At 62.8% G+C, this 24,893-nt stretch carries 25 protein-coding genes and 1 pseudogene; 17 read left to right on the top strand and 9 right to left on the bottom strand.

All coding sequences use genetic code 11. The annotated features are described in order from the left end of the window. Window positions 1-163: 163 nt before the first annotated feature. The 3 genes from LMH93_RS12570 to LMH93_RS12560 all read left to right on the top strand — a co-directional run bounded on the left by LMH93_RS12570 (window position 164) and on the right by LMH93_RS12560 (window position 4,038). Window positions 164-2,116: an oxidoreductase gene (locus tag LMH93_RS12570; RefSeq protein WP_185279345.1), complete on the top strand. Its 1,953-nt coding sequence runs from the start codon at window positions 164-166 to the stop codon at window positions 2,114-2,116. Window positions 2,117-2,155: 39 nt separating this feature from the next. Next, window positions 2,156-2,755, top strand: coding sequence for a helix-turn-helix domain-containing protein (locus tag LMH93_RS12565; RefSeq protein ID WP_017147667.1), 600 nt, complete (start codon window positions 2,156-2,158; stop codon window positions 2,753-2,755). Window positions 2,756-2,835: 80 nt separating this feature from the next. After that, the gene (locus LMH93_RS12560) at window positions 2,836-4,038 is read left to right on the top strand and encodes an NAD(P)/FAD-dependent oxidoreductase (protein ID WP_019751401.1); all 1,203 of its coding nucleotides are present in this window, start codon (window positions 2,836-2,838) and stop codon (window positions 4,036-4,038) included. A 68-nt stretch (window positions 4,039-4,106) separates the two neighbouring features. Here LMH93_RS12560 and LMH93_RS12555 read toward each other — a convergent pair whose 3' ends face one another. After that, window positions 4,107-4,718: an FMN-dependent NADH-azoreductase gene (locus LMH93_RS12555; RefSeq protein WP_003253906.1), complete on the bottom strand. Its 612-nt coding sequence runs from the start codon at window positions 4,716-4,718 to the stop codon at window positions 4,107-4,109. A gap of 133 nt (window positions 4,719-4,851) precedes the next feature. Between LMH93_RS12555 and LMH93_RS12550 the strand changes: the two genes are divergently transcribed. Next, window positions 4,852-5,754, top strand: a complete 903-nt coding sequence (locus tag LMH93_RS12550; RefSeq protein WP_003253907.1) for a LysR substrate-binding domain-containing protein — start codon at window positions 4,852-4,854, stop codon at window positions 5,752-5,754. After that, on the top strand, window positions 5,747-6,106 hold the full coding sequence (locus LMH93_RS12545; RefSeq protein WP_012052560.1) for an MmcQ/YjbR family DNA-binding protein: 360 nt from the start codon (window positions 5,747-5,749) through the stop codon (window positions 6,104-6,106). Before LMH93_RS12550 ends, LMH93_RS12545 begins: the two co-directional genes overlap by 8 nt. Before the next feature lie 58 nt (window positions 6,107-6,164). Here LMH93_RS12545 and LMH93_RS12540 read toward each other — a convergent pair whose 3' ends face one another. Together LMH93_RS12540 and LMH93_RS12535 are read right to left on the bottom strand one after the other, a co-directional pair. Beyond that, a complete protein-coding gene (locus tag LMH93_RS12540) occupies window positions 6,165-6,578 on the bottom strand; it encodes a DUF1294 domain-containing protein (protein WP_019751400.1) in 414 nt (137 codons plus the stop codon). Next, a complete protein-coding gene (locus LMH93_RS12535) occupies window positions 6,571-7,401 on the bottom strand; it encodes an undecaprenyl-diphosphate phosphatase (RefSeq protein WP_026031837.1) in 831 nt (276 codons plus the stop codon). The genes LMH93_RS12540 and LMH93_RS12535 overlap by 8 nt, the downstream gene beginning before the upstream one ends. Before the next feature lie 300 nt (window positions 7,402-7,701). Here LMH93_RS12535 and mcpP point away from each other — a divergent pair. The 12 genes and pseudogenes from mcpP to LMH93_RS12480 all read left to right on the top strand — a co-directional run. After that, window positions 7,702-8,463: pseudogene (gene mcpP, locus LMH93_RS29880) on the top strand (methyl-accepting chemotaxis protein McpP); the annotation flags it as partial. A gap of 138 nt (window positions 8,464-8,601) precedes the next feature. After that, a complete protein-coding gene (locus tag LMH93_RS29875) occupies window positions 8,602-9,336 on the top strand; it encodes a methyl-accepting chemotaxis protein (protein WP_404940839.1) in 735 nt (244 codons plus the stop codon). A gap of 549 nt (window positions 9,337-9,885) precedes the next feature. Continuing rightward, window positions 9,886-10,452: a nicotinamide riboside transporter PnuC gene (pnuC, locus tag LMH93_RS12525; protein WP_185279346.1), complete on the top strand. Its 567-nt coding sequence runs from the start codon at window positions 9,886-9,888 to the stop codon at window positions 10,450-10,452. Continuing rightward, on the top strand, window positions 10,449-11,018 hold the full coding sequence (locus LMH93_RS12520; RefSeq protein WP_060538424.1) for an AAA family ATPase: 570 nt from the start codon (window positions 10,449-10,451) through the stop codon (window positions 11,016-11,018). Before pnuC ends, LMH93_RS12520 begins: the two co-directional genes overlap by 4 nt. 297 nt (window positions 11,019-11,315) lie before the next feature. Beyond that, window positions 11,316-11,753 carry a hypothetical protein gene (locus LMH93_RS12515; RefSeq protein WP_003253914.1) on the top strand — a complete coding sequence of 146 codons (438 nt, stop codon included), beginning with the start codon at window positions 11,316-11,318 and terminating at the stop codon, window positions 11,751-11,753. 1 nt (window position 11,754) lies between these two features. After that, window positions 11,755-12,333, top strand: a complete 579-nt coding sequence (locus tag LMH93_RS12510) for a hypothetical protein (RefSeq protein ID WP_003253915.1) — start codon at window positions 11,755-11,757, stop codon at window positions 12,331-12,333. Window positions 12,334-12,382: 49 nt separating this feature from the next. Beyond that, on the top strand, window positions 12,383-13,834 hold the full coding sequence (locus LMH93_RS12505; RefSeq protein WP_185279347.1) for a heme utilization protein: 1,452 nt from the start codon (window positions 12,383-12,385) through the stop codon (window positions 13,832-13,834). Window positions 13,835-13,895: 61 nt separating this feature from the next. Further along, entirely contained in the window at window positions 13,896-14,576 is a 681-nt protein-coding gene (locus LMH93_RS12500) for a C39 family peptidase (RefSeq protein ID WP_003253917.1), read from the top strand. A 45-nt stretch (window positions 14,577-14,621) separates the two neighbouring features. Next, window positions 14,622-15,374 carry a hypothetical protein gene (locus LMH93_RS12495; protein WP_003253918.1) on the top strand — a complete coding sequence of 251 codons (753 nt, stop codon included), beginning with the start codon at window positions 14,622-14,624 and terminating at the stop codon, window positions 15,372-15,374. A 46-nt stretch (window positions 15,375-15,420) separates the two neighbouring features. Further along, window positions 15,421-16,701, top strand: a complete 1,281-nt coding sequence (locus LMH93_RS12490) for a hypothetical protein (RefSeq protein ID WP_185279348.1) — start codon at window positions 15,421-15,423, stop codon at window positions 16,699-16,701. A 135-nt stretch (window positions 16,702-16,836) separates the two neighbouring features. After that, entirely contained in the window at window positions 16,837-19,038 is a 2,202-nt protein-coding gene (locus LMH93_RS12485; RefSeq protein ID WP_108078434.1) for an LTA synthase family protein, read from the top strand. A 94-nt stretch (window positions 19,039-19,132) separates the two neighbouring features. Further along, window positions 19,133-19,861 (top strand): DUF899 domain-containing protein, encoded by a 729-nt coding sequence (locus tag LMH93_RS12480; protein ID WP_102885440.1) that lies wholly within the window; start codon window positions 19,133-19,135, stop codon window positions 19,859-19,861. A gap of 615 nt (window positions 19,862-20,476) precedes the next feature. On the opposite strand, the gene ureG is transcribed toward LMH93_RS12480, so the two are convergent. From ureG to LMH93_RS12450, 6 genes are read right to left on the bottom strand one after another with little or no spacing between them, the layout of a single operon-like run. Next, window positions 20,477-21,100, bottom strand: a complete 624-nt coding sequence (gene ureG, locus LMH93_RS12475) for an urease accessory protein UreG (RefSeq protein WP_003253923.1) — start codon at window positions 21,098-21,100, stop codon at window positions 20,477-20,479. Between the two features lie 11 nt (window positions 21,101-21,111). Next, window positions 21,112-21,786 (bottom strand): urease accessory protein UreF, encoded by a 675-nt coding sequence (locus tag LMH93_RS12470; RefSeq protein ID WP_019751394.1) that lies wholly within the window; start codon window positions 21,784-21,786, stop codon window positions 21,112-21,114. Beyond that, window positions 21,786-22,331: a HupE/UreJ family protein gene (locus LMH93_RS12465; RefSeq protein WP_003253925.1), complete on the bottom strand. Its 546-nt coding sequence runs from the start codon at window positions 22,329-22,331 to the stop codon at window positions 21,786-21,788. Before LMH93_RS12465 ends, LMH93_RS12470 begins: the two co-directional genes overlap by 1 nt. Before the next feature lie 18 nt (window positions 22,332-22,349). Further along, the gene (gene ureE / locus LMH93_RS12460; protein ID WP_003253926.1) at window positions 22,350-22,853 is read right to left on the bottom strand and encodes an urease accessory protein UreE; all 504 of its coding nucleotides are present in this window, start codon (window positions 22,851-22,853) and stop codon (window positions 22,350-22,352) included. A 9-nt stretch (window positions 22,854-22,862) separates the two neighbouring features. Next, window positions 22,863-24,566, bottom strand: a complete 1,704-nt coding sequence (gene ureC, locus LMH93_RS12455; protein WP_185279349.1) for an urease subunit alpha — start codon at window positions 24,564-24,566, stop codon at window positions 22,863-22,865. Continuing rightward, complete coding sequence (locus LMH93_RS12450) at window positions 24,563-24,880, bottom strand: urease subunit beta (protein WP_010953752.1); 318 nt, start codon at window positions 24,878-24,880, stop codon at window positions 24,563-24,565. The genes ureC and LMH93_RS12450 overlap by 4 nt, the downstream gene beginning before the upstream one ends. Between the last annotated feature and the right edge of the window lie 13 nt (window positions 24,881-24,893).

Raw genomic sequence — 24,893 nt, 5'->3', positions numbered from 1 at the left:
TCCTGGCGGTGCCCGACGGGCCCGTTTTCTTGTTGTTTTGAGGTCACACCCTCGCCATGCGAGTGAGGAAAACCTAGACAGACACCAGTAAAAAAACAAGTTGATTTTTTACTATCGCTACACTTTGATAGAAAAATAACAACACCGTACCGGAGCCGCCTGTATGCAGACCGCCTTCCCACACCTGTTCGAGCCCTTGCAGATCCGCGGCAAACGTTTGAAAAACCGCATCATGTCCACCGGGCACGACACCTGCCTGCCCACCGACAACCTGGTCAACGACAAACTGATCGCCTACCAGCGCGACCGCGCTGCCGGCGGCGTTGGCCTGATCGTGCTGCAGGTCGCCGGGGTGCACGACAGTGCCCGCTACACCTCGCATGTGCTAATGGCCACGGACGATGCCTGCATCGACGGCTACCGCCAGCTTGCCGAGGCCTGCCACGCGCACGGCACCGTGGTGCTGTCGCAACTGTTTCACCCCGGGCGGGAGATCATGGAATCGGCAGACGGCCTGTTGGCGGTAGCCTACTCGGCCTCTGCGGTGCCCAATGAGCGCTTCCGGGTGATGCCACGGGCGCTGGACCAGGCAATGATCGACGAAATCGTCCAGGGCTATGCCGGCGCCGCACGCCGCCTGCACCAGGCCGGCCTGGATGGCGTCGAGGTGGTGGCCAGCCATGGCTACCTGCCCGCGCAGTTTCTCAACCCCCGGGTGAACCTACGCAGTGATGGCTACAACGGTGACCTGGATCAGCGCCTGAGGTTCTTGCGCGAAGTGCTGGCCGCGGTGCGCGCCGCCACCGATGAGCAGTTCATCATTGGCCTGCGCATCAGCGCTGACGAGCGCGACAGCCAGGGCCTGAGCGAAGACGAGTCACTGGCTGCTGCCGTGGCCTTGCAGGGCCAACTCGACTACCTGCATATCGTCGCCGGTACCTCGGCCTCGCTGGGTGGCGCGGTCCATATCGTGCCACCAATGGCCATCGAACCGGCGTACCTGGCCCGCGAGGCTGGCACCTTCAAGCAACAGCTGGCTATCCCCCTGTTCGTCACCGGGCGCATCAACCAGCCCCAGGAAGCCGAGCTGATCCTGGCCCGCGGCCAGGCTGATGTGTGCGGCATGACCCGGGCGCTGATCTGCGATCCGTCGATGCCAGGCAAGACCGAACGCGGCCAGGTCGAAGACGTGCGCGCCTGCATCGCCTGCAACCAGGCATGCATCGGCCATTTCCATCGTGGTTTGCCCATTTCCTGCATCCAGCGCCCGGAAACCGGGCGTGAGTTGCAGTATGGGCACCTCACGCCCACTTCCTCGCCCAAGCGCATAATGGTCGCCGGCGGCGGGCCTGCCGGCATGAAGGCCGCCGCCGTGGCCGCCGCGCGCGGGCACCAGGTCACGCTGTACGAGGCGGGCCCGCAGCTCGGTGGGCAGGTGCTGCTGGCCCAGCTACTGCCAAGGCGTAGCGAGTTCGGTGGCGCCAGCACCAACCTTCAACGGGAAATGGCCCTGGCAGGTGTAGAAGTGGTGCGCAACACCCGGGTCGACCGCGCACTGGTCGAACGTGAGCGCCCTGATCTGGTCATTGCCGCTACCGGCGCCACACCCTACTGGCCGGCGTTCGAGCGTACCGGCGAGCTTCAGGTAGTGGACGCCTGGCAAGTGCTGCGCAATGAGGTGAAACCGGGGCGTTCGGTGCTGGTGATCGACTGGCGCTGTGACTGGATAGGCCCCGGTATCGCCGAACGCCTGGTGCGCGAAGGTCATCAGGTCCAGTTGGCGGTCAACGGCACTCATTGCGGCGAGAGCCTGCCGCTTTATGTACGTGACCAACTGGCCGGCGAGCTGCATCGCCTGGGTATCCCTGTCACCCCATACGCACGCCTGTATGGCAGCGACGACAACACGGTGTATTTGCAGCACACCGCCAGCGGCGATCCGATGATCTTCGAAGGCATCGACACCCTGGTGCTGTGCATGGGGCATCTACCGCAAGACCACCTGGCCACTGAACTGGCAGGTGTGGTGGACGTACGGCGGATTGGCGACTGCCTGGCGCCGCGCACGGCCGAAGAAGCGATTCACGATGGCCTGATGGTTGCCTGGGCACTCTGAGGCTGTACATACTGCGGCTTTTGCGATGGACCGACGCGCATGAGCCAACCCTCCCAGCCCCCCGCCAGCGAACCCGGGGGCGCCGCGCCGCAGTTCCTCGGCACCCGCATCCGCGGCCTGCGCAAGCGCCGCGGCATGACCTTGGCGGAGCTGGCCGCACACAGTGAACTGACCGCAGGCTACATCAGCCAGCTGGAGCGCAACCTCTCCTACCCGTCGATCCCGGCGCTGTTCAATATCGCCCGCAGCCTGGGCGTGACCATCCAGTGGTTCTTCGCCAGCGAAGCCACCACCGCGCCCGAAGACCAAGGCTATGTGGTGCGGCGCAACAGCCGCCTGAGCGTGCATTACGAAGATGGCATCGTTGATCAACTGCTCACTCCCCAGCCCAACCGCCAGCTGGAGATGCTGCACTCACGTTTCCCGCCAGGTACTTACAGCCAGCAAAGCTACAGCCATGACGGCGAAGAAGCCGGTTACCTGCTCAGCGGCACGTTTGAGCTGTGGGTAGGCGAGCGGCATTTCCAGCTGAGTGAAGGCGACAGCTTCAGCTTCTCGAGCCAGGAGCCCCATCGCTACGGCAACCCCGGTGAAGTGGATGCCGTGGTGATCTGGGTGATCACACCGCCAACATTCTGAAGCACTCCGGCAAGCACTGGTAACGCCGTTGACCGGCAATACGGTCTACCTTGTCCACCGAACTTCAAAGGAGCACAACCATGAAGCAGATCCTGATCATTGGTGCGGGCTTTGCCGGCCTGTGGAGCGCACTCAGCGCCATCCGCCAGCTTGACCTCAACGGCAGCAAGGACGTCGAGGTCACCTTGCTCGCGCCCCAGGCTGAACTGCATGTGCGTCCGCGCTTCTACGAGCCAGACGCGCATACCCTGGCCGCCCCCCTGCAGGCGCTGTTCGACGCTGTCAATGTCCGTTTCGTGCAGGGCACGGCATACCACATCGATGAAGCGGCCCGCCGCGTGGGCTATCGCACCCGCAGCGGCACTCGCTGCACCCTGCCCTATGACCGTCTGATCATGGCCTGCGGCAGTGAGCTTGAGCGCCCTGACATGGACGGCATCGAGCATGCCTTCGACGTCGACAAGCTCCACAGCGCCGCACGCCTGGAAACCCACCTGAAGTCACTGGCCAGCCTGCCGAACACGCCGGCACGCAATACTGTGGTAGTAGCCGGGGGCGGTTTTACCGGCATCGAGACGGCCACCGAACTGCCGGCCCGCTTGCGCGCGATACTGGGTGAAGACGCCGCGTTGCGCGTAGTGGTAATCGACCGCGGCGCCAGGATTGGCGCAGCCCTGGGTGACGGCATCCGCCCAGCCATCGAGCAGGCATGCGAGGCCCTGGGCGTGGAGTGGGTTTGCGGTGCCACGGTGGTTTCGATAGACCCTGCCGGTGTACAGCTGGACAACGGCCAGCGTATCGACGCCAGCACGGTGGTCTGGACGGTTGGCTTCAAGGCCAACCCGCTCACCGAACAGATCAGCGGCGAGCGCGACAACCGCGGCCGCTTGCATGTCGATGGCAACCTGAAGGTCAAGGGCAATGATGCCGTGTATGCCGCGGGAGACGTGGCTTATGCCACCTGTGACGCGCTTGGCAACCCTGCAATGATGTCGTGCCAGCATGCGATTCCGCTGGGGCGCCACGCAGGCAACAATGCCGCGGCCGAGCTGATTGGCGTGGCACCGATGGCTTACAGCCAGCCCAAGTACGTGACCTGCCTGGACCTGGGGGCTTGGGGTGCGGTGTATACCGAAGGATGGGACCGTGAGGTTTCGCCACCGGAGGACAAGGCCGAAGCCAAGGCGCTGAAGCGCCAGATCAATTCAGTGTGGATTTATCCGCCAGCGGCTGACCGTGCAGCAGCCTTGGCAGCCGCTGATCCGCTTATTCCGGTAGCCTGAACGCTTCTACGGGTTGGAGTGGCCTTGTCCCTCGACAGGGCCACGCTTGCAACCAACCGCTCCCTTGATCAGGCAGCCGCAAACAGCTCGTTGGCAATCTGCGCCTGTGCAGCATCGATCGCCTGGCTGCGCTGCTCCGGGCCATAGGCCAGGCCGTGGGCCCGGACGATTTCCAGGTCGGTAATACCAATGAAGCCCAGGAACACTTTCAGGAAGTCTTCATGCCCGGCGCCAGTCGGCTGGCCAGCGTGCAGGCCACCCGCAGTGGAAACCAGCACCACTTTCTTGTTGCCGCACAGGCCTTGCGGGCCGGCTTCGGTGTAGCTGAAGGTCTTGCCGGCGACGGCCACACGGTCAATCCAGGCTTTTAGCTGGGTCGGCACGGTGAAGTTGTACATTGGCGCGCCAATCACCACAGCATCGGCAGCCAGAAACTCTTCGAGCGTCTCGGCGCTCAGCTTGGCTTCGAAAGCCTGGGCCGCGTCGCGTACGTCTTCAGGGGTGCCTGCAGCGACCAGGGTGGCGGCGGAGAAGTGGGCAATGGCATCGGCAGCCAGGTCGCGGTAAACCACCTCAACGCTTGGGTCTGCAGCCTTCCAGGCTTCGACCACTTCGCGGCTCAGCTGACGCGAGGCGGAATTGTCGCCCAGGATGCTCGAATCGATGTGCAACAGTTTCATGGGACTCTCCTGTGAGTGAAGACCGCATCTGTGGGCGATCACGATGGGGAGAATCCTATCGAAGTGATCAATAGCTGATAAGTAAGCAAAAATGCGTTAGTTTGTCCCACATATGGAACAGTGAGACATGCCCATGCAAGACCTCAACGACCTCTTCTACTTCGCGCGCGTCGTCGAAGCCGGCGGATTCGCCGCCGCCGGGCGCCAGCTGGGTATCCCCAAGTCGCGCCTGTCGCGGCGTATCGCCGAGCTCGAAGAGCGCCTGGGCACACGCCTGTTGCAGCGCACCACACGGCAACTCAAGCTCACCGCAGTAGGTGAACGTTACTTGCATCATTGTCAGGCCATGCTGCTGGAGGCCGAAGCCGCCGACGAAACCGTGGCCAGCATGAGCAGTGAACCGCGCGGGCGTTTGCGGGTTTCCTGCCCGGTGGCACTGGCACACGCCTTCCTGCCGGATGTGATCAGCCGCTTTCTCGAGCAGTACCCGCTGGTGCAACTGGACATGGTATTGCTCAACCGCCGGGTCGACCTGATTTCCGAAGGCATTGACGTAGCGTTGCGCGTACGCGACCTGGGCGACGAAGACCCGGCCCTGGTCACCCGCCGCCTGCGCCAGGCACAAATGCAACTGGTGGCTGCACCCGGTTTTGCCGACCACATTCGCGAACCGGGCGAGCTGGCATCATTGCCCGTGCTGGGCGCAGCCGAAGCGGACCGGCTGGTACACTTCCGCCTGTTCGGCCCCCATGGCAAGCAGCAGGAAATAGCGCTGGAGCCACGCTTGGCGATCGATGATTTCGTAGTACGTAACGCTGCTGTACGTGCCGGGCTGGGGTTCACTGCGCTGCCCAGCATGTTCTGTGAAGAGGAACTGGAACGCGGCGAACTGGTGCGCCTGCTGCCAGACTGGTCGCTGCCGGGTGGCTACCTGCAGGCGGTTTACCCACACCGGCGCGGCCTGCTGCCTGCGGTCCGAGTGTGGATCGATCACCTGGCGGCGTCATTCGAGGCTTGTGGAGAGCGGTATGTCTGAACGGAAGATGAGCGAGGCCCAGGTGGCGGCATTCTGTCTGAGCCTGCCGGGGGCGCGGGAAGACTACAAATGGGGCGGCATCCGAGTGTTTTCGGTGGCAGAAAACAAGATGTTCGCGGTGCTCGACCTGGCGGGTGCCGGGTTGTCGTTCAAGGTAGCCGACGAGCTGTTTCTGGGTTATTGCGATCGCCCCGGGATACGGCCGGCGCCTTACCTGGCGCGGGCGCGATGGGTCAGCATGGCGCCGCCCTACCCCATGGGGCGTGATGAACTGTGTGATGTGTTGCAGCGGTCGCACCAGCTGGTCGTGCGTCGGTTGCCCAAGCGGTTGCAGGTGGGGTTGGTCATGTGATCTACCTGTACCGGCCCTTTCGCGGCATTACCCGCAAAGAGGCCGGCACAACTGCACATCAACCAAGGGGCAGATAACGCCCGTCAAGAAACAGCCAGTCTGCCCAGAACACCTGGTGCAGCAGCACAATCCCCCAGCACACCAACTGGAACGACACCTTGCGGGTCTTGTGCCGAAACAGCTGCTGCGCCAACAGCGCCCCCGGCCAACCACCGAGCAACTCGCTGGCATGCAGCACTTTCTCGGGTGTACGCCAGGCCTGTTTACGTGCCTGCTGCTTGTCCTGCCAATACAGCAACAGGCTGATCAGGCTCATGGCCGGGTACAACGCCAACGGCCACCAGGCCTGATCGTTCCAGGCCATGCGCGCCGCCCCCAGGCCGGGCAACAGGCAAAGCACGCCCAACAGCAGCAGCTTCAGGCGCACATTGCGCACGCCTTCAGCCCGTTGCCCACGCAGCGCCTCAGCCATGTGCCGTGGACCAGTCAACCCAACCGAACTGCCAGGTCGCCAGAATGAACAGGCCGAACACAATGCGATACCAGGCAAATGCCGCGTAGCTATGGTTGGCAATGAACTTGAGCAACGCCCGTACGGCAATCATGGCGAAGATGAACGAGGTCACGAAGCCGAGCGCGAACACCGGCAGATCGCCGGGCTGGAACAAGTCACGGTATTTATAGCCCGAATATACCGCCGCACCGACCATTGTCGGCATTGCCAGGAAGAACGAGAACTCGGTCGCTGCCTTGCGCGACAGGCCGAACAGCAGGCCACCGATAATGGTCGAACCGGAGCGCGACGTGCCCGGGATCATCGCCAGGCACTGGATGAAGCCTATTTTCAGCGCATGGCTCCAGCGCATGTCGTCCACATGGTCCACCTGCACGCGGTGCTCACGGCGCTCGGCCCAGAGCATGATGACGCCCCCCACCACCAAAGCCGCCGCCACGGTGACGGGGTTGAACAGGTATTCGTGAATAAGGTCGGCGAACAGCACACCCAGGACCACCGCCGGCATGAACGCCAGCAGCAGGTTGCCCGTGAAGCGGCGCGCCTTGGGCTGGTGGGTCAGGCCGAAGACCACTTCGAAAATCTTGCTGCGAAACTCCCACACCACCGCCAGGATCGCCGCCAGCTGAATGATGATGTTAAAAGCCATGGCCCGTTCGCCGCCAAAACCGATCAGGTCGGCGACGATAATCTGGTGACCGGTACTGGAGATCGGCAGAAACTCCGTCAGCCCTTCGACCACGCCTAAGATGATTGCCTGGAAGGCAGTCCAAAAATCCATCATTCCCCCGGATGGAGCGCTGCTTGTCGCAGGCCCCTTGTTCTTGATTTGCTTGAAATTGCCTTACACGGCCCGGCTGTTTTACAGCGACTGTTGGGCGCAACGCCAGCGGAAAAGTTCATGCCTGTTAAAGGTTTCATCTTGCGCGGCCGAAATCCTGACAGAGCCCCCTGGCAATCGCTTTACCTGACCCGTTGCAGACTATCACCAACATAGCACTTAGCCATTAGTCGGGTGTGGGCTCGCTGCAAAGCATGCTTCGATGCACCTCAATAAAAAGAACAATGCGGGAGCTGATGGATGAACACTCTGAGATCGATGTCAATCAGTCAGCGCCTGTGGCTGATCCTTGTGGTGGCAGTGGCCATGCTGGTGGTACTGGGCCTGCTGATGCTGCGGCAGATCCATGGCGACCTGTACCAGGCCAAGGCAGAGAAAACCCGCCATGTGGTGCAAACCGCCGCGGGTGTGCTGGCCTATTACCAAGGCCTGGAAGCTGCCGGCACGCTCAGCCGCGAAACCGCCCAGCAACAGGCGCTGCAGGTAGTGCGCGCGCTGCGCTACGACCATGACGACTATTTCTGGATCAACGACCTGGGGCCGAAGATGATCATGCATCCGGCCAACCCCAAGCTCGACGGCCAGGACCTTTCAGCCATCCGCGACCCCGATAGTTTCGCGGTGTTCAACGAAATGGTCGCCCTTGCCCGCCAGCAGGACGCCGGCCCGGTCAACTATCGCTGGCCCAAGCCCGGCGCCAGTGAGCCGGTAGCCAAGACCTCGTATATTCAGTTGTTCAAGCCGTGGGGCTGGATCATCGGTTCGGGCGTGTACGTCGATGACGTGCAGGCCGAATTCGCTCGCCAGTTGCGCGACGCTTCGCTGGTTGGCGTGGGCATTGCCCTGCTGATGGCGCTGGTGGTCATGCTGATCGCCCGCAGCATCGCCCGCCCGCTGCAGGAAGCGGTGCAGGCGATGGGCAACATCGCCAGCGGCGAAAGCGACCTGACCCGGCGCCTGGACACCCATGGCAGCGACGAGATCACCCACCTGGGCGAGCACTTCAACCGCTTCAACGGCAAACTGCAAGGTGTCGTCGGCCAACTGCAAGGCGCGGCCCACGCATTGGCCCAGTCCGCCGGGCACGTCGGTGACAATGCGGGTGCCGCACAACAGCGCAGTGCCCAGCAATCGTTACAGATGGACCAGGTGGCCACTGCAGTCAATGAGGTGACCTACGCCGTGCAGGACGTGGCCAAGACCGCTGAACAGGCCGCCGGAGAGATGCGGACGGCACAACAACAGGTGACGCACGGCCAGCAGGCCATCCACGGCAGCCTGGCGCAGATCGACCGCCTGTCGCTGACCATCGATGAGGCCGTACAGGTAATCCGCGACCTGGCCGGCCACAGCACGCGCATCGGCGGCGTGCTGGACGTGATTCGTTCCATTGCCGAACAGACCAACCTGCTGGCGCTGAATGCCGCCATCGAGGCTGCACGGGCTGGCGAGCAAGGCCGAGGCTTTGCCGTGGTCGCCGACGAGGTGCGCCTGCTGGCCCAGCGTACAGCACAATCGACGGCCGAGATTCATACCATGATCGAGCACCTGCAGAGTCAGTCGGACGCTGCGGTCAAGGCCATAGACACCAGCAGTGAGGCATCGCGCCAGACTGTCGAACAAGCCCGCGAGGCCGGCGCCAGCCTGGACGCCATCAACCAGGTGCTGAACAACCTCACCGCATTGAATGCCTCCATTGCCAGCGCCACCTTGCAGCAGTCGCATGTGGTCGAAGAGATCAACCGCAATGTGCTGGATACTGCCGGGTTGTCGCAGCAGACCGCCGATGCGGCGCGTCAGTCCAGCGATGCCGGGGTGGCATTGGGGCGGTTGAGCGAAGAGCTGGAGCAGTTGTTGCGGCAGTTCCGGGTCTGAGAACAAGCCCTTTGTGGGAGCGGGCATGCCTGCTCCCGCAGGTATCGAGTGACCTTCAAGCCTGCGCTGCACCTGTGGGAGCAACTGTCTTGCTCAATTTCTGAAAGCTGGCGCGATTGGAGTGGGAGCGGCCTTGTGTCGCGAAAGGGCCGCGTAGCGGCCCCCGACAATCTGCGCATCAAAGCCGAAATCCCGGGGCCGCTTTGCGGCCCAATCGCGACACAAGGCCGCTCCCACAGGGCGCGTGTAGCCCGCTGAAGGTCAGTGATGATACGCGTCATCTTCACCGGCAAAGCTGATTGACACACCACTGGATGGGTGGAGGGGAAGCAGAGTGACCAGGATGCGGCGGGGCGCTGGTAATCAAGGCGCCGCCGATCCTTTGTGGGCATGCCCGCGAAGGAAGCAACGCGGTGGATGGCACCGGCGCTGCCGGTGTTCGCGGGTAAACCCGCTCCTACAACCAGGTATCCCGCCGCTGCGCCCTACACCTTCACCGGCCGACCCGCTACAATCTCGCCCCTTCCCCGTAGCCTCCAAGGATCGCCGATGTCCGGCCTTGAACTCATTGCCGCCCTCCTCGGCGTAACCGCTGTCTGGCTCACGGTCAAGCAGAACGCCTGGTGCTGGCCAATTGGCCTGGTCATGGTGCTGATTTATGGCTGGCTGTTCTACGAGGTAAAGCTGTACTCGGGCATGTTGCTGCAAGTGGCCTACGCCATCCTGCAACTGTACGGCTGGTGGCAATGGAAGCGCCCCGGCCGCGCTGAAGACGCCCGTCAGGTCTCCCGCCTGCAACGCCCGGCACTGTTCAGCGGCCTGGCCACCGGGGTGCTGCTGAGCGCCGCCCTGGGCGCGGCCATGGCCAACTGGACCGATGCCGCCCTGCCCTGGCTGGATGCCACCCTGACCGGATTCAGCCTGGTAGCGCAACTGTGGATGGCGCAGAAACGCCTGCAGTGCTGGCCACTGTGGGTCGTGGTCGACATCATCTATGTGGGCCAATACCTGCATCAGCAGTTGTACTTCACCGCAGGCTTCTTCGCCGTGCTCACCCTCATTGCTGTACGCGGCTGGCTGGAATGGCGCCGCGACCCGGCGTTGGTACAGCCATGAGTGCGCAGCAAGCAATGAAAGTGCTGGTACTGTGCGGCCCAGAATCCAGTGGCAAAAGCTGGCTTAGCGGGGTGATCCAGGCACATTTTGGTGGCGTGGTGGTGGGCGAGTACGTGCGCCATTTCATCGACCAGCAATGCCGTGACACCTGCTACGCCGATATTCCCGCCATCGCCCGCGGGCAACTGGCATGGGAGGACCGTGCGCGTGAGCAGGCACCCCCACTGCTAATTCTGGACACCCACCTGCTGAGCAACATGCTCTGGAGCCAGGCACTGTTCGACGACTGCCCAACCTGGCTGGAAGAGGCACTGCTGGCACGGCGTTACGACCTGCACCTGTTGCTCAGCCCGCAAGGGGTGGACTGGATTGCCGATGGTCAGCGTTGCCAACCCGACCTCAGCGATCGTCAACGCTTTTTCGACGACAGCCAGGCGTGGCTGACACGGCACAACCAGCCGCACCAAATACTTGATGGCAATTGGCCGCAGCGCCAATTGCTGGCCTTGCAATCGGTTGCTATGCTACTTGGTAGCGATGCGCCAGCATGCCCAGCCGAGTGTTAAACCACTGACACACCCCGTTGGGGCAAAGCCCCCGAAATTGCGGGGCTTCCCCCTGTCCTGGGTGCAGTGTCAAGCCTGTGAAACACACCTGCAAAAACCCTTCCAATCAAGGCCACAGCTGCCTTTGCCGGCAACGCTCGAAGCAAGCTGTTTCAAGCCTGAGACAGCATGCGTCGCACTTTGTCAGCCTCTTGCCCTAACTATCTGATCTAAAACAGATTCTAAAAAGCGGCACACCTTCTGCTCTGTCGTTCGCATCGCTGAACAGGGCCAGCGCTCAAAGAAGGAGTTGCCGTCGTGAGGAAACGTGACAAACGCCTCTATCACCTATTACTGGTGGGTTGTGTACTGGGGTCACTCAGCCTGACGGCTCAGGCGGACAAGGGGATCATCATCATCAAGCGCGATGTGCAGGTGCGCAACGCGACCATCCCCCCTCTGATCCCAGACCCGAGCCCTACCACCGTCAATGCCAACCCTTCTGCCCACGTGCTCAAGCAAACCAACGAGCTGAGCGATGGCGACTTCGCCGGCATCAGCAGCGGTGCAGGCATCAGCAACCTGGTCACCCAGCAGACCAACAACCTGGGTGGCAACCTCGGCAACCAGAACCAGCTTCCCAACTTGGCGGGCGGACGCGGCACGGGGTCGGGTAACGGTATCTCGAACATGGTCAACTCGAGCGTGCAGCGTGGCCTCGCGCCGCTGCAGATTCTGACCGGCGGGGGCAAGTGAGATGAAGCGCACACTGCTGATGCTGGCCGCCCTTTGCACTGCACCGGCCTTTGCGCAATCCCTGGTTCCCGTCATCAACAACGCCGATATCGACAGCTCAGGCAGCCGCTATCAGGGCAACCTCTCTGTCAACCAGGCCGCTGGCGACAAACAGCAGCAAGTCAATGCGCGCGCCATCGCCGTCGGCCCCGAAGCCAATGCAAGCACCCAGATCCGGCAACGGCTCGACACGCCCGCCGACCCCGCGATGGACGCCCGCTCAACCATCCAGGGCAACGCTTTCAGCAACGGCAGCGGTGCCCTGGGGGTCAACCAGAGCGCAGGTGCCAACACCCAGCAAGCCAACGCACTGAACATCAGCATTGGTGCACAACCGCAAAGCATCGACGACAGCGTCCTCATGCAGCAGAACGTGGCGCTGATCAACAACTCCGGAGCAACTGACATTCCAGCAGGCTATCGCCAGGTCACCACCAGTGACCAGGCCTTCACCGGTAGCCGAGGGGTGATCCAGTTGAACCAGAGTGCCGGGGTGGGAAACCGAATGGCCAACACCTTGAGCATCCGGGTCGCGGATTGACCCTGCAGTTAAGAACGACACTTAACCTAATAGCGTACGGAGAATCACCATGAAACCCTCGATGGCAATCAAGCCTCTGGTTTTCGCAATTGCTGCGGTCATGGCTGTTGCTGTACAAGCTGGGCAAAATGATCGGCGTAATGACCACCATAACGGCCACCACAACAATGGTCATCACACGCCTCCACCCACCAAGATCCCTGTGTATGCAACGGCCAATGCCTGGGACACCCAAACCAGCACTCGCAACCGCATCTCCAATGAAGGCACCATCAACGAAGCCGAGATGAGTGACTCTGGCACCGGCTCCAGCGGCAACGTTGGCATAAACGTGGCGGCCGGTAACGGCAACCAGCAAGATAACGCCGCTGCCATTGCCAACGCAGGCTCCGACTCGAGCCTGGACAACAGCTTCGTGTTCGGCATGGCCAGTGCCACAGCTGACGTTGTGCAAACCAGCAGAAACAACCGGGTCGACAACTATTCGACCCAGTCTTCGGCTGTGATGAGCGGCTCGGCCAGCGGGGCTGAGGGCAACATTGGCATCAACGTTGCCGGTGGCGACCTCAACCAGCAGAAAAACACCATGGCCATCGCCAACACCGGTGCCCCGCTGGGTAACGCCACTGCCACGGCTTCAGCCAATCAGGACGGCCCAGGCCTGATTGTAAACAACAGCGCCGACCGCACCTATCGGGTGGATACGATTACCATCACCAAATCGGCCAGCGGTTCAAGCTCGAAGGAAGGTAGCTTCAACTCGACCGACGACCGCAGCTCGTCTTCGAGCTTCAGCGTCGCCGGTGCGCAAAGCGCCAGTTCCAGCGGCTCCAGTGGCTGGAACTCCAGCGGCTCGCAATCCAGCAATGCCAGCGGCTCCAACAGTTCGAGCGCAAGTGGCTCGAGCGGCTGGGGTGCCAGTGGCTCTGCCAGCGGCAGCCACAGCGCCTCGAGCAGCGCCAGCCTGGCAGCTTCGCTGGACGCTGCAGCCAACGCCACGCGTACCTTTACCACCGATGATGGCCGTCGCGAGCGCACCCGCTCCAGCACCTTCGATGGTTCGCTGAGTGCGTCGCTGGATGTGTCGGTCGACAAGTCGCACGAAAGTGCATACGACTCGTCGTTCGAGAAAGCATTCGACTCCAACTACGACAAGTCGCATCAATCGGCGTATGACAAGTCCAAAGAATCTTCGTACACCAAGTCTCACGACTCTTCGTACGAGAATGCTTCGGCGTCTGAGTTCTCGAAGTCTGGCGAGAAATCGAAACAATCCTCGAACGACGTTTCGAAGAGCTACAGCGAAAGCAGCGCCTACGACTTGAGCAATACTGTGTCCTTCCAAGTGCTGACCCCGACCGGCTGGGCCAACCCAGTTACCAACACTGCAACCCTTAGCGGTTCGGTGAACGGTGGCAGCGGTAACCTGGGCGTGAACGTAGCAGCCGGTGTGGGCAACCAGCAAAGCAACTCGCTGGCCATCTCCAACACTTCGTTCTGATCGCTGTGCTTGAGGCCCCCTTCGGGGGGCCTTTCTTCAACACACCCTAAGGCATCCGATCATGCGTATTTTCGCCTTGGCGTTTTTGCTGTGCCTGGCCAGCGTGAGCGAAGCTGCACAAATGCCGCTGTCCGTCCTGCCGGGCGGCGCTGTGGTGTTCAAACCGATCCAGAGCTTGCGTGAACGCAAGTTCGCCGACCTGGTGCAACAAAAGACCGACTTCAGCTGCGGCGCCGCCGCGCTGGCGACCATCCTGCGCCAGGCGTACTGGCTGGATGTGGACGAACATCAGATCATCGAAGGCATGCTGGCCCACGCCGACCAGGACCTTGTGCGTACGCAAGGCTTCTCGATGCTCGACATGAAGCGCTACGTCGAAAGCCTCGGGATGCGTGCCCGCGGTTACCGGGTGGCGCCTGAAACCCTGCACAGCGTACGCATTCCTGTCGTGGTGCTGATGGATGTGCGCGGCTACAAGCACTTCGTGGTCATGCAGAAAGTCGACAAAGGTTGGGTGTACATCGGTGATCCGGTGCTGGGCCACAGGCGATACAAGGTCGACGATTTCCTCAAGGGCTGGAACGGCATCATCTTCGCGGTGATCGGCCAGGGTTACGACAAGAACAACATCCTGCTCGACCCGCCCCTGCCACTGACCGCCAAGGGCCGGGTGAACAACTTCACCCCCGTGCAGGACTCAGAGCTGCTGGACTTCGGCTTCATCAGAAGCGACTTCTTCTAACGACTGTTCTAATGACAAGGAGCATGAAGCTCCAGGGAGCATTTCATGAAGACTTCATTGTGGTTGGCCATCGCCTGCCTGGCAGCCAGCCTGCCCAGTCACGCAGAGGCGTTGAAACCCATCGAACTGAAGGACCAGGAGCTGGCCAACCTGCGGGGCCGCTATGTGATGCCCGGACGAATCGTGAGCTTCGGCATTGTCATGTCCAGCACCTGGCAAAATGCAAAAGGGGATGTGATCGGGGCAACGTCCACGCTGCAGGTTCAGCAATCGACCATCAAACCCCAGTTCTATGTATCGATGATCGATAGAAAAGGCGCAGGTACGGCGCCGAGCAGCGCGTCTGCGGCCGGGACTGGCGTGGTAACGGGCGGCAACGGCCTGACCACCACCGAAGGTGTGACCCAGGTGGTCCGTGCAGCCGGTGACAACAACGCCGCTTACAACAACGTCGACATCAACGTGACCAAAGCCAACCAGGCCCCCGCTGCACAACAGCAAGGCCAGGTACTGGCCGCCGGCCAGACCCTGGTCGGGGAAAATGGCGCCGGCGCGCTCAGTGTCTCCTCAAGCGGTGTGGGCGTGCAGCTCAACATCAATGCCAGCAACAACCAGGGCAGCAGCGTACAACGCCTGGCCCAAGGTGGCCTGTTGCAGAACTCGACGCTGCTTGGCAACGGCAACCTGGTCAACAACGTCACCACCCTGAACGTTGTCATGCGCGAGAGCGTGCCGACAGCGGCTTCCCTCAACGGTAGCCTCGACCAGCTCAAAGGTCTTCGCACCTTCGGATACTGATCTACGCTCAGTCTCATCAAAAGTAGTTGGAAGGGACGGCAACTCCATGTACCGATCTTTTACGCTCAGAGCTTTTGTGTGCTTGACTACCTTGGCCCCCGCCACCGCACTTTACGCAGCCGCCGACCCACAAGTCGAAGCGCTGAAACAGGAACTGATTGAACTCAAACGCCGCTATGAGGCACAGCAACAGGCACTGATGGTGCTGGAGCAACGTGTGCGCCAGGTCGAGGAGGTCCCTGCTGCCGCGCAACCCAAACGCTTGGTCAAGTCTCCGGCCGAGGGGGTGAAAGGTGCGCAGACCGTCGCCTCTGGCGCACCGGGCACTACAGGGAGCTCCTACGGCCAGGCGCTGACAGCCGATTCCGAGCCGGCGCAAAGCGTTTCCAACCTGTATGACGAAGCCAGCGGATTCTTTGGCGGGGGCAAGTTCAGCTTCGAAACCGGCGTCACCTATACCCATTACGATACCCGTGCGCTGACCCTCAATGGCTTTCTGGCACTGGACTCGATCTTCCTCGGCAGCATCAACCTCGACCGGATCAAGGCTGACAACTGGACCCTGGACATGACGGCGCGCTATAACCTGGCGCAGCGCTGGCAGTTCGATATCAACGTCCCCGTGGTTTACCGCGAGTCCACCTACTCGTCTGGCGGTGCGGGAGGAGCCGGGGCAACCACTTCCGATGCCAGCGTGACCCGCGACCCGGAAATCGGCGATATCAACGTCGGGGTGGCCTACAAGTTCCTCGACGAGGACGAAACCTGGCCTGACGCAGTGGCCACCCTGCGCATCAAGGCACCAACCGGCAAAGACCCCTATGGCATCAAACTGCGCGAGGTGGACGGCAACAACAACCTCGCGGTACCGGAAAGCCTGCCGACCGGCAACGGTGTATGGTCGATCACACCGGGCATCTCGCTGGTCAAGACCTTCGACCCGGCCGTGCTGTTCGGCAGCCTGTCCTACACCTACAACATGCAAGACTCGTTCAGCGACATCAGTCCACAGGTGAACAGCAAGGTGCCGGGTGACGTCAAGCTTGGCGACTCGTGGCAGATCGGCGGTGGCATCGCCTTTGCCCTGAACGAAAAGATGAGTATGTCGTTCTCGGTATCCGACCAGTTCGCCCGCAAGAGCAAGATCAAACCTGATGGCGGCGACTGGCAATCGATCTCCAACAGTGACTACAACGCCGCCAACTTCAACATTGGCCTGACCTTCGCCGCCACCGACAACCTGACCATCGTGCCCAACCTGTCCATTGGTCTGACCGATGACGCACCTGACTTTTCTTTCAGCCTGAAATTCCCTTATTACTTCTGATAGTTGCCATCGGCCGGGCCTGTGCGAACGGGCCCGGCTTTGGTTACAAGCCTTGTAACCGGCCGCCTTCCCTGCCCAGGCCTGATATCATCAAGCACAGATGCATGACGATTTAATGGCAAAAGGGAAGTTTTTGTGAAGAACCTGTCCGACCACCCAAGCACCCGGCTTGCCGCTTTGGCGGCCCTGGTGCTGGTGATCCCACTGGGTACGCGCGCCATGCTGGGTTGGTCCAACCCGTTCGGTTACCTGTCCGATCTCGCCCTCGGCAGCCTGTTGATAGTGCTGCTACACCGCAGGCCGTGGTGGCTGGCGCTGCCGGTGCTGCTGGCCTGGGCGGCGCTTTGGGTGGCCTCGGCCGAACTGGTAAGCGCAGTGGGCCGACTGCCCACCAGCGCCGACCTTAACTACCTGACCGACCCGCAATTCATGGAGAATTCGACCGGTGGCGGCCTGGCCCATGCCTGGCTGCCCTGGGCCCTGGGTGGCGGCCTGCTGGCCTGGCTGGCCTGTGCGTGGCGCAGCCGTGCACGGCGTAACCTGCCACTGCCGCGCAAAGCCTGGGCCATACCCGTACTGCTGTTCGGCGCGCATTGGGGCAGCCAGCAGTGGGTACCTTCCGATGCCGACCAGTGGCGGCAATACAACCTCCCCCACCAGTTGATGTCTGCCGGCGTCGGTAACCTGCAACGCCAGGTCGAAGGCTGGATGGGCCGCACGCAACCCTTCACCCCGCTGGCCAGCAGCGGCCTGACTCAATCCGACCTGCATGGGCAAAGGCTGCTTGCCGGCCCTGGAAGCGCCCGCAACTTGCTGGTGATTACCCTGGAAGGCATCCCAGGCGCCTACCTGCAGCCTAACCGCCAGGCGCTGAACAGCCGTTTCAACGACGACTTGATGCCCAAGCTCAGCAAGTGGGCCGAGCGCGGCATGAACACCCCAGACTACGTGCTGCACACCCACCAGACCATCCGTGGCCTGTATGCGATGCTGTGCGGCGATTACGACAAGCTGGCCAACGGCACGCCCAAGGGCGTAGAACTGCTGACCCAGAACGAACGCAACCAGGCCTGCCTGCCGGCGCAATTGCGCCAGGCCGGCTTCACCACCCACTACCTGCAAGGCGCGGGCCTGCGCTTCATGGCCAAGGACCGCATCATGCCGCACATCGGTTTCGATTCGGTGCATGGCCAGGAGTGGTTCGGCAACAAGAACTACCTGGACTTCCCGTGGGGCAAGGATGACCGCGCCTTCTTCGAAGGTGCCCTGGGCTATGTGGGCCAGCTGCAGAAGCAGGACAAGCCATGGATGCTGACGTTGCTCACCGTGGGCACCCACCAGCCCTATTCGGCGCCGGCCGAGTACCTCGAGCGCTTCGACACACCGAAACAGGCAGCGGTCGCCTACCTGGATGACGCAGTCGGGGCATTTCTTGACAATCTCGAGCGCCAGGGCGTCCTCAAGGACACACTGGTGGTGGTGACTTCCGACGAGTCTCACGGCATCGATGGCGTGCGCCTGGCGTCGTCCTGGGGCTTCAACCTTACCCTGGCGCCAGAGCAGGCCCAGCTGCCAACCATCAAGCGCGGCACCTACGGCCATATCGACCTGGCCACCTCGCTGCTCGACTACTTCGCACTGCCCATTCCCGTCGCGCTTGGCGGTCGCTCGCTGTACCGCGACTACGACAGCGGCCGCGAGATGATCTCCTACACCAACGGCATGCTGCGCTACCACAACGGCCAGGGCCTGTTCACCGAATGTGACTTCCAACAGCGCTGCCGGCGTTATGCCAGTGAGGGCTTTATCGCCGACCAGGCCCGCTACCTCGGTCCGGCCGACAGCCTGCTGGGCCAACAGATCGGCGCCTTGGCCGGGGTGCTCGACCAATCCTTGCTGCAAACCCCGCTCAACCTGCGCTACCAGTTCGGCGGCCCTTCGCCGATCAAGTTGCGCAAGCGCATTGACGATGACTGGGCCGACAACCTCATTGGCGCCCAGTATCTGGAAATGCCCGGAGGCTCGCATACCCGCGTGCGGGTCAAGGTCCGCTCGCTGGACCCTGAACGTGCGGCCTACATCCGGCTCAAGGCCAAGCAGTTGGAACAGGACGTGCCGCTGGGCCTGCCAGAAGAGGTAAAGGTCACTGCCGACGCGCCACTGGAGATGGAGTTCAGCTTCGACAACCCGACCGAGCGCAAGGCGTTTTCCTTCCACTTGCTGGGCTATGGCGGCGGCAAGGTAGAAGTCAGCGACTTCAGCGTGATCACCGCCCTGCCGGGTGAGGATGACGACGCCGATGAACTGGCCGAGGGGCATATCGCTCATTCGGGCTAAGCAGGTACCGCTCATCGCCCGGACACCGGTGCTTGTCGAATCGACCTGGTCGTACTCGACCAAGGTGTGAATCCCCCAGCGAGGAGACAGCACCATGAGCACCCGCGAAAGCAGGCACCCGGTGGTTTCCCGCAGCCAGTGGCTGGCAGCTCGCCAGCAACTGTGGCTGCACGAAAAGGCGTTTACCCACCACCGCGACGCGCTAGCCGCAGCCCGTCGCGCCCTGCCTTGGGTAAAGGTCGAGCAGGATTACCGCTTCTTCGGCCCGAACGGCGCGTTGAGCCTGGCCGACCTGTTTGCAGGCCGCAGCCAGTTGTTGCTTTACCACTTCATGTTCGCCGAGGGTTGGAGCGAGGGCTGCCCCGGCTGCTCTTTTCTGGCCGACCACTTTGACAGCGCCAACCTGCACCTGGCCCACCACGATGTGTCGCTGGTGGCGGTGTCACGGGCCCCGTATGCCGAATTTCAGGCATTTCGCCAGCGCATGGGCTGGCAGTTCCCGTGGTATTCGTCGCATGGCAGCCCCTTCAACGAGGACTTTGGCGTCAGTGTCGGCAGTGAAGGCCAGCGGCAGTACAACTATGAGCCGTATGAGGGCAATGAAAGCGAGCTGCCCGGCTTGAGTGCGTTTTTCCGCGAAGGCGACGGCAGCGTGTACCACACCTACTCAACCTACGCCCGCGGGCTGGACATTCTGGTCAACACCTACAACTTCCTCGACATTGCGCCACTGGGGCGCAATGAAGGTGGGACCATGGACTGGGTGCGGCACCATGACCGCTATGAAGGGCAACCGGACAAGCCTCACTGTTGTCACAAATGATGCAGGCAACACACACCTGTGGGGCAACTGTCTTGATCAACATTCGAAGGCTTGCGCGGTCGCCCCGTAGGAGCGGGTTCACCCGCGAAAGGGCCGGGCCTGCTGGCCAATCTCGACCCGCCGTTCACCGTTGCCGCCGCTACCGTATTCGCGGGTAAACCCGCTCCTACACCTGATCGGGGGTGGACACACATCGGTGATTGGACACAGCCCGTCGTGTAGGAGCGGGTTCACCCGCGAAAGGGCCGGGCCTGCTGGCCAATCTCGACCCACCGTTCACCGTTGCCGCCGCTACCGTATTCGCGGGTAAACCCGCTCCTACACCTGATCGGGAGTGGACACACATCGGTGATTGGACACAGCCCGTCGTGTAGGAGCGGGTTCACCCGCGAAAGGGCCGGGCCTGCTGGCCAATCTCGACCCGCCGTTCACCGTCGCAGCCGCTACCGTATTCGCGGGTAAACCCGCTCCTACACACAGATCGTTGGTGGACACACATCGGTGATTGGACACCGCCCGTCGTAGGAGCGGGTTCACCCGCGAACACCGGCAGAGCCGGTGCCATCCACCGCGTTGGTCTCTGTGCGGACATGCCCGCACAGAGACCTCGATCTGTCAGGCTCGCACACCCAGCATCCCGCGCTCGACGATAAAGTCGATCACCGCCTGCAACCCCTCGCCCTTCTTCAGGTTGCTGAAGGTCCAGGGCCGCTGTGGCCGCATGCGCTGGGTGTCGCGCTCCATCACCTCCAGTGAAGCCCCTACATAAGGCGCCAGGTCGGTCTTGTTGATCACCAGGAAGTCGGACTTGGTAATGCCTGGGCCGCCCTTGCGCGGGATTTTCTCGCCCTCGGCCACGTCGATCACGTAAATGGTCAAGTCAGCCAGCTCCGGGCTGAACGTGGCGCTGAGGTTGTCACCGCCGCTTTCCACGAAAATGACTTCGAGGTTACCGAACTTGCGCGCCAGCGCTTCGACCGCCGCCAGGTTCATCGAGGCGTCTTCACGAATGGCCGTGTGCGGGCAGCCGCCAGTTTCAACGCCAACGATGCGCTCCGGCTCAAGGGCGCCGGCCTCGGTGAGGATGCGCTGGTCTTCCTTGGTATAGATGTCGTTGGTAACCACGGCAATCTGGTAGTGATCGCGCATGGCCTTGCACAGCGCTTCCAGCAGAGCGGTCTTGCCAGAGCCGACCGGGCCGCCGACACCGACGCGCAGGGGTTGTTGATAGCTTTGCATGCAGGCAGTCCTCAGGAACGGAACAAACGGGTGTATTGGGTTTCGTGACGCGATGAGGCGATGGCCAGCAGCGGCAGGCCGCCGCCGAGCTGGTCATCGCCCAGGACCAGCGCCTGGTCCAGTGCAGCGGGCAAGTCGGCGCCGAGGTCGCGCAGCAAGGTCTGGGCAGCCTGCTGGCCGAACGGCACCAGCTTGACCCCGGCCATGACCGCGCCCTCCAGCCAGGCAAAGCCATGGCCCAATGCCAGTTGGCGCAACGGGATGGCCCAGTGCGCAGCCAGCCAGGCCATGCCGCCCAACTGGGTCAGCTCAAGGCTGGCGCGCCAGGCGGGTGCCTGGCCCAGTTGCCAGCCGTCGAGCAACCGCGCCAGCGCTGCGCCGCGCTGCTGTTCTTCCAGGCGCAGCTCGGCGGTTTCGCGGTTGGCCAGCAAGAACCGGCTCCAGTGACCGAACGCTTCGGCGTCCTCAGCCTGGCAGGCGTGGTACAGACGCGCCAGCACCGGCCAGTCGAGGCAGGCCAGGGTGTCGTGAACCTGCTCACGCTGCCAGCCGACAAAACTGTCCACGCCCCGAACCCAGCCGGCCTCGACCGCCCACTCCAGGCCTTGCGAATAGGTAAAACCACCCACCGGCAAGCCGGGGCTGGCCAACTGCAGCAGGCGCAGCAGCGCCAGGTCGCTGTTCATCAACCGGCCAGCACCAGCGCGGCGCCGGCCAAAAGGCCACCGCCAAAGGCCTTCTGCAGGCCGCTGTGGCGGCGCAGCAGGCAACCGACTGCAAAGCCCGCCGCCAGCAGCAAGCCGCTGACCACGACAAACCCCGCGCTGAACTGCCAGAACGCGCTCGGCGTGGCTTCTACGCCATGTGCCCAACCATGGAACAAGGCGAACACCGGCATGGCCATGGCCAGCAGCGACTGGCGGCTGGGCAGCAGCACCGCCCCGGCAGCCACCAGCAGCGACACGGCAATCAGGGTTTCCATGCCCAGCACATCGCCAAACAGGTGACCGCACACGGCGCCACCGAACATGGCCGCCAGGGTCGCCAGGGGCAATGTCAGGTTGCGCCGGGTCAACGCGGCGAGCACGCCGGTGCCCAGTAGCATCAGCAGATGATCGAGCCCGGTCAGCGGGTGCAGCAGGCCGTCCTGCAGCGGGTTGCTGTCATGGCCCGGATGGGCGAAGGCTGGCAGTGCCAGCATCAACAGAAACAGGGCGAAAGTCTTTTTCATCGGTTGCTCCAGGGCAGTTCAGGAATGGGCAGGCAGGCGTACGAACGGGTGATCGTGGCCATGGGCATGACTGTGGCTGTGGCCATGCGGTGCACTTTGGTAAGCGCCCGCTTCAGGCTCGAACGGGGCCTGTTCGGCCTCTACCGTCAGGCCCAGCCCCCGCAGCATGTCGTCCAGCACATGGTCGTGTTGGAAGCGCAACAGCCCGGGTTCGATCTGCAGCGGCACATGGCGGTTACCCAGGTGGTAGGCGGCGCGGGCCAACAGGTGTGGATCGGCACAGCGCACCGTCGACACCGCCTCGGGCGCCGCCAGCACGCGGATCAGCTGGGTGCCCTCGGCATCGGCCAGCAATTCACCTCCGCGCAGCAGGTGGCCGCGCTCCAGCATCAGCCCGGCTTCGCGGCCATCGTCCAGGGTTACTCGCAGGCGGCTCTTGATACGGCTGTCCACGTCGAGGGTGACAGTGCCACTGACAACCCGCGTGCCGGGTTCGGAGATACGGCGGCTCAAGACAATCATGGGTGCTCCTCAGAACAGGAAATAGCGCTGGGCCAGCGGCAGTTCGCTGGCCGGTTCGCAGACCAGCAGCTCGCCATCAGCACGCACCTGATAGGTCTGCGCATCGACTTCGATCAGCGGCTGCAGGGTGTTGTGGACCATGTCCGGCTTGCGTACCCGCCGGCAGCCGTTGACCACGCCAATCAGGCTGCGCAGGTTCAGCGCCTCGGCCAGCCCGCGGTCCATTGCCGCCTGGGGCAGGAATGTCATGCGTGTGGCATGCCGAGCCGCCCCCAGCGCGCCGAACATCGGCCGATAGTGCACCGGCTGCGGGGTGGGAATAGAGCCGTTGATGTCACCCATGGGCGCGGTGACGATCATCCCGCCCTTGAGCACCAAAGCCGGCTTGACCGCAAAGAACGCTGGCGACCACAGCACCAGGTCGGCCAGCTTGCCGACCTCCACCGAGCCCACTTCGTGACCGATGCCGTGGGTGAGTGCCGGGTTGATGGTGTACTTGGCGATGTAGCGCTTGACCCGGAAGTTGTCGCTGTATGGGGTGTCCGGTGCCAGCGGCCCGCGACGCAGCTTCATCTGGTGCGCCACCTGCCAGGTGCGCAGCACCACCTCGCCAACCCGGCCCATGGCCTGGGAGTCGGACGAGGTCATGGCAAAGGCGCCCATGTCGTGGAGGATGTCCTCGGCAGCGATGGTTTCGCGGCGAATGCGCGACTCGGCGAAGGCCACGTCCTCGGCGATGCTCGGGTCCAGGTGGTGGCAGACCATGAGCATGTCCAGGTGCTCGTCCACGGTGTTGATCGTGTACGGCAGGGTCGGGTTGGTCGAGGATGGCAGCACGTTGGCCTGCCCCGCCGCACGGATGATGTCCGGGGCATGGCCGCCACCGGCACCTTCGGTATGGAAGGTGTGGATGGTGCGGTCGCCGATGGCCGTCAACGTGTCTTCGATACAGCCCGACTCGTTGAGGGTGTCGGTGTGAATCGCCACCTGGATATCCATTTCCTCGGCCACGCCCAGGCAACAGTCGATGGCTGCTGGCGTAGAGCCCCAGTCTTCATGCAGTTTGAGCCCGACAGCACCTGCGGCAATCTGCTCGCGCAGCGCGTCCGGCCGCGAGGCATTGCCCTTGCCCAGCAGCCCGATGTTGATCGGCAAGCTGTCGGCGGCCTGCAACATGCGCGCAAGGTACCAAGGGCCGGGCGTGCAGGTGGTGGCATTGGTGCCAGTGGCCGGCCCGGTTCCACCGCCGATGAACGTGGTGACACCGCTGTTCAATGCCTCGTCCACCTGCTGCGGGCAAATGAAGTGGATATGCGAATCGACCCCCCCGGCGGTGACGATCTTGCCCTCGGCCGCGATTACCTCGGTCCCTGGCCCGACCGGCACGTTCACGCCCGGCTGCACATCGGGGTTGCCGGCCTTGCCGATCACCGCGATGCGTCCATGCTTGATGCCGATGTCGGCTTTGACGATGCCCCAGTGGTCGATGATCAGCGCATTGGTCAACACCAGGTCCATGGCCTCGGCCGCCAGCATCTGGCCCTGCCCCATGCCATCGCGAATGACCTTGCCGCCGCCGAACTTCACCTCTTCGCCGTAGATCGTGAAGTCTTTCTCGACCTCCACCCACAGCGCAGTGTCGGCCAGGCGCACGCGGTCGCCAACCGTGGGGCCGAACATGTCGGCATAGGCCTGACGGGAAATACGGCTCATGCCCTGCCCTCCAGCGCGCCCATCACCTTGCCCTGAAAACCATAGACCTCACGCTTGCCGGCGTAAGCCACCAGTTGCACGGTACGCGCCTGACCCGGCTCGAAGCGCACGGCAGTGCCGGCCGGGATGTCCAGACGAAAGCCCAGGGTGGGCGCACGGTCGAATACCAGCGCGTCGTTGACCTCGTAGAAGTGGTAGTGCGAGCCGACCTGCACCGGCCGGTCGCCATGGTTGGCCACACTGACGCTGACCGTTTCTCGGCCACTGTTCAACTCGATGTCGCCCGCGGCGACCTGGATTTCACCTGGGATCATGCGACGCTCCTTG

The sequence above is a fragment of the Pseudomonas sp. CIP-10 genome (genome assembly GCF_020911845.1).
Classification (GTDB): Bacteria; Pseudomonadota; Gammaproteobacteria; order Pseudomonadales; family Pseudomonadaceae; genus Aquipseudomonas; species Aquipseudomonas alloputida.
The sequence above is the reverse complement of the archived record's forward strand: the minus strand, read 5'-3'. Positions and strand labels throughout refer to the sequence as shown.

Coding starts and splice junctions, on each gene's coding strand:
- LMH93_RS12570 (WP_185279345.1), top strand. CDS start 164: ATGCAGACCGCCTTCCCACACCTGTTCGAGCCCTTGCAGATCCGCGGC.
- LMH93_RS12565 (WP_017147667.1), top strand. CDS start 2,156: ATGAGCCAACCCTCCCAGCCCCCCGCCAGCGAACCCGGGGGCGCCGCG.
- LMH93_RS12560 (WP_019751401.1), top strand. CDS start 2,836: ATGAAGCAGATCCTGATCATTGGTGCGGGCTTTGCCGGCCTGTGGAGC.
- LMH93_RS12555 (WP_003253906.1), bottom strand. CDS start 4,718: ATGAAACTGTTGCACATCGATTCGAGCATCCTGGGCGACAATTCCGCC.
- LMH93_RS12550 (WP_003253907.1), top strand. CDS start 4,852: ATGCAAGACCTCAACGACCTCTTCTACTTCGCGCGCGTCGTCGAAGCC.
- LMH93_RS12545 (WP_012052560.1), top strand. CDS start 5,747: ATGTCTGAACGGAAGATGAGCGAGGCCCAGGTGGCGGCATTCTGTCTG.
- LMH93_RS12540 (WP_019751400.1), bottom strand. CDS start 6,578: ATGGCTGAGGCGCTGCGTGGGCAACGGGCTGAAGGCGTGCGCAATGTG.
- LMH93_RS12535 (WP_026031837.1), bottom strand. CDS start 7,401: ATGGATTTTTGGACTGCCTTCCAGGCAATCATCTTAGGCGTGGTCGAA.
- LMH93_RS29875 (WP_404940839.1), top strand. CDS start 8,602: ATGGACCAGGTGGCCACTGCAGTCAATGAGGTGACCTACGCCGTGCAG.
- pnuC (WP_185279346.1), top strand. CDS start 9,886: ATGTCCGGCCTTGAACTCATTGCCGCCCTCCTCGGCGTAACCGCTGTC.
- LMH93_RS12520 (WP_060538424.1), top strand. CDS start 10,449: ATGAGTGCGCAGCAAGCAATGAAAGTGCTGGTACTGTGCGGCCCAGAA.
- LMH93_RS12510 (WP_003253915.1), top strand. CDS start 11,755: ATGAAGCGCACACTGCTGATGCTGGCCGCCCTTTGCACTGCACCGGCC.
- LMH93_RS12505 (WP_185279347.1), top strand. CDS start 12,383: ATGAAACCCTCGATGGCAATCAAGCCTCTGGTTTTCGCAATTGCTGCG.
- LMH93_RS12500 (WP_003253917.1), top strand. CDS start 13,896: ATGCGTATTTTCGCCTTGGCGTTTTTGCTGTGCCTGGCCAGCGTGAGC.
- LMH93_RS12495 (WP_003253918.1), top strand. CDS start 14,622: ATGAAGACTTCATTGTGGTTGGCCATCGCCTGCCTGGCAGCCAGCCTG.
- LMH93_RS12490 (WP_185279348.1), top strand. CDS start 15,421: ATGTACCGATCTTTTACGCTCAGAGCTTTTGTGTGCTTGACTACCTTG.
- LMH93_RS12480 (WP_102885440.1), top strand. CDS start 19,133: ATGAGCACCCGCGAAAGCAGGCACCCGGTGGTTTCCCGCAGCCAGTGG.
- ureG (WP_003253923.1), bottom strand. CDS start 21,100: ATGCAAAGCTATCAACAACCCCTGCGCGTCGGTGTCGGCGGCCCGGTC.
- LMH93_RS12470 (WP_019751394.1), bottom strand. CDS start 21,786: ATGAACAGCGACCTGGCGCTGCTGCGCCTGCTGCAGTTGGCCAGCCCC.
- LMH93_RS12465 (WP_003253925.1), bottom strand. CDS start 22,331: ATGAAAAAGACTTTCGCCCTGTTTCTGTTGATGCTGGCACTGCCAGCC.
- ureE (WP_003253926.1), bottom strand. CDS start 22,853: ATGATTGTCTTGAGCCGCCGTATCTCCGAACCCGGCACGCGGGTTGTC.
- ureC (WP_185279349.1), bottom strand. CDS start 24,566: ATGAGCCGTATTTCCCGTCAGGCCTATGCCGACATGTTCGGCCCCACG.
- LMH93_RS12450 (WP_010953752.1), bottom strand. CDS start 24,880: ATGATCCCAGGTGAAATCCAGGTCGCCGCGGGCGACATCGAGTTGAAC.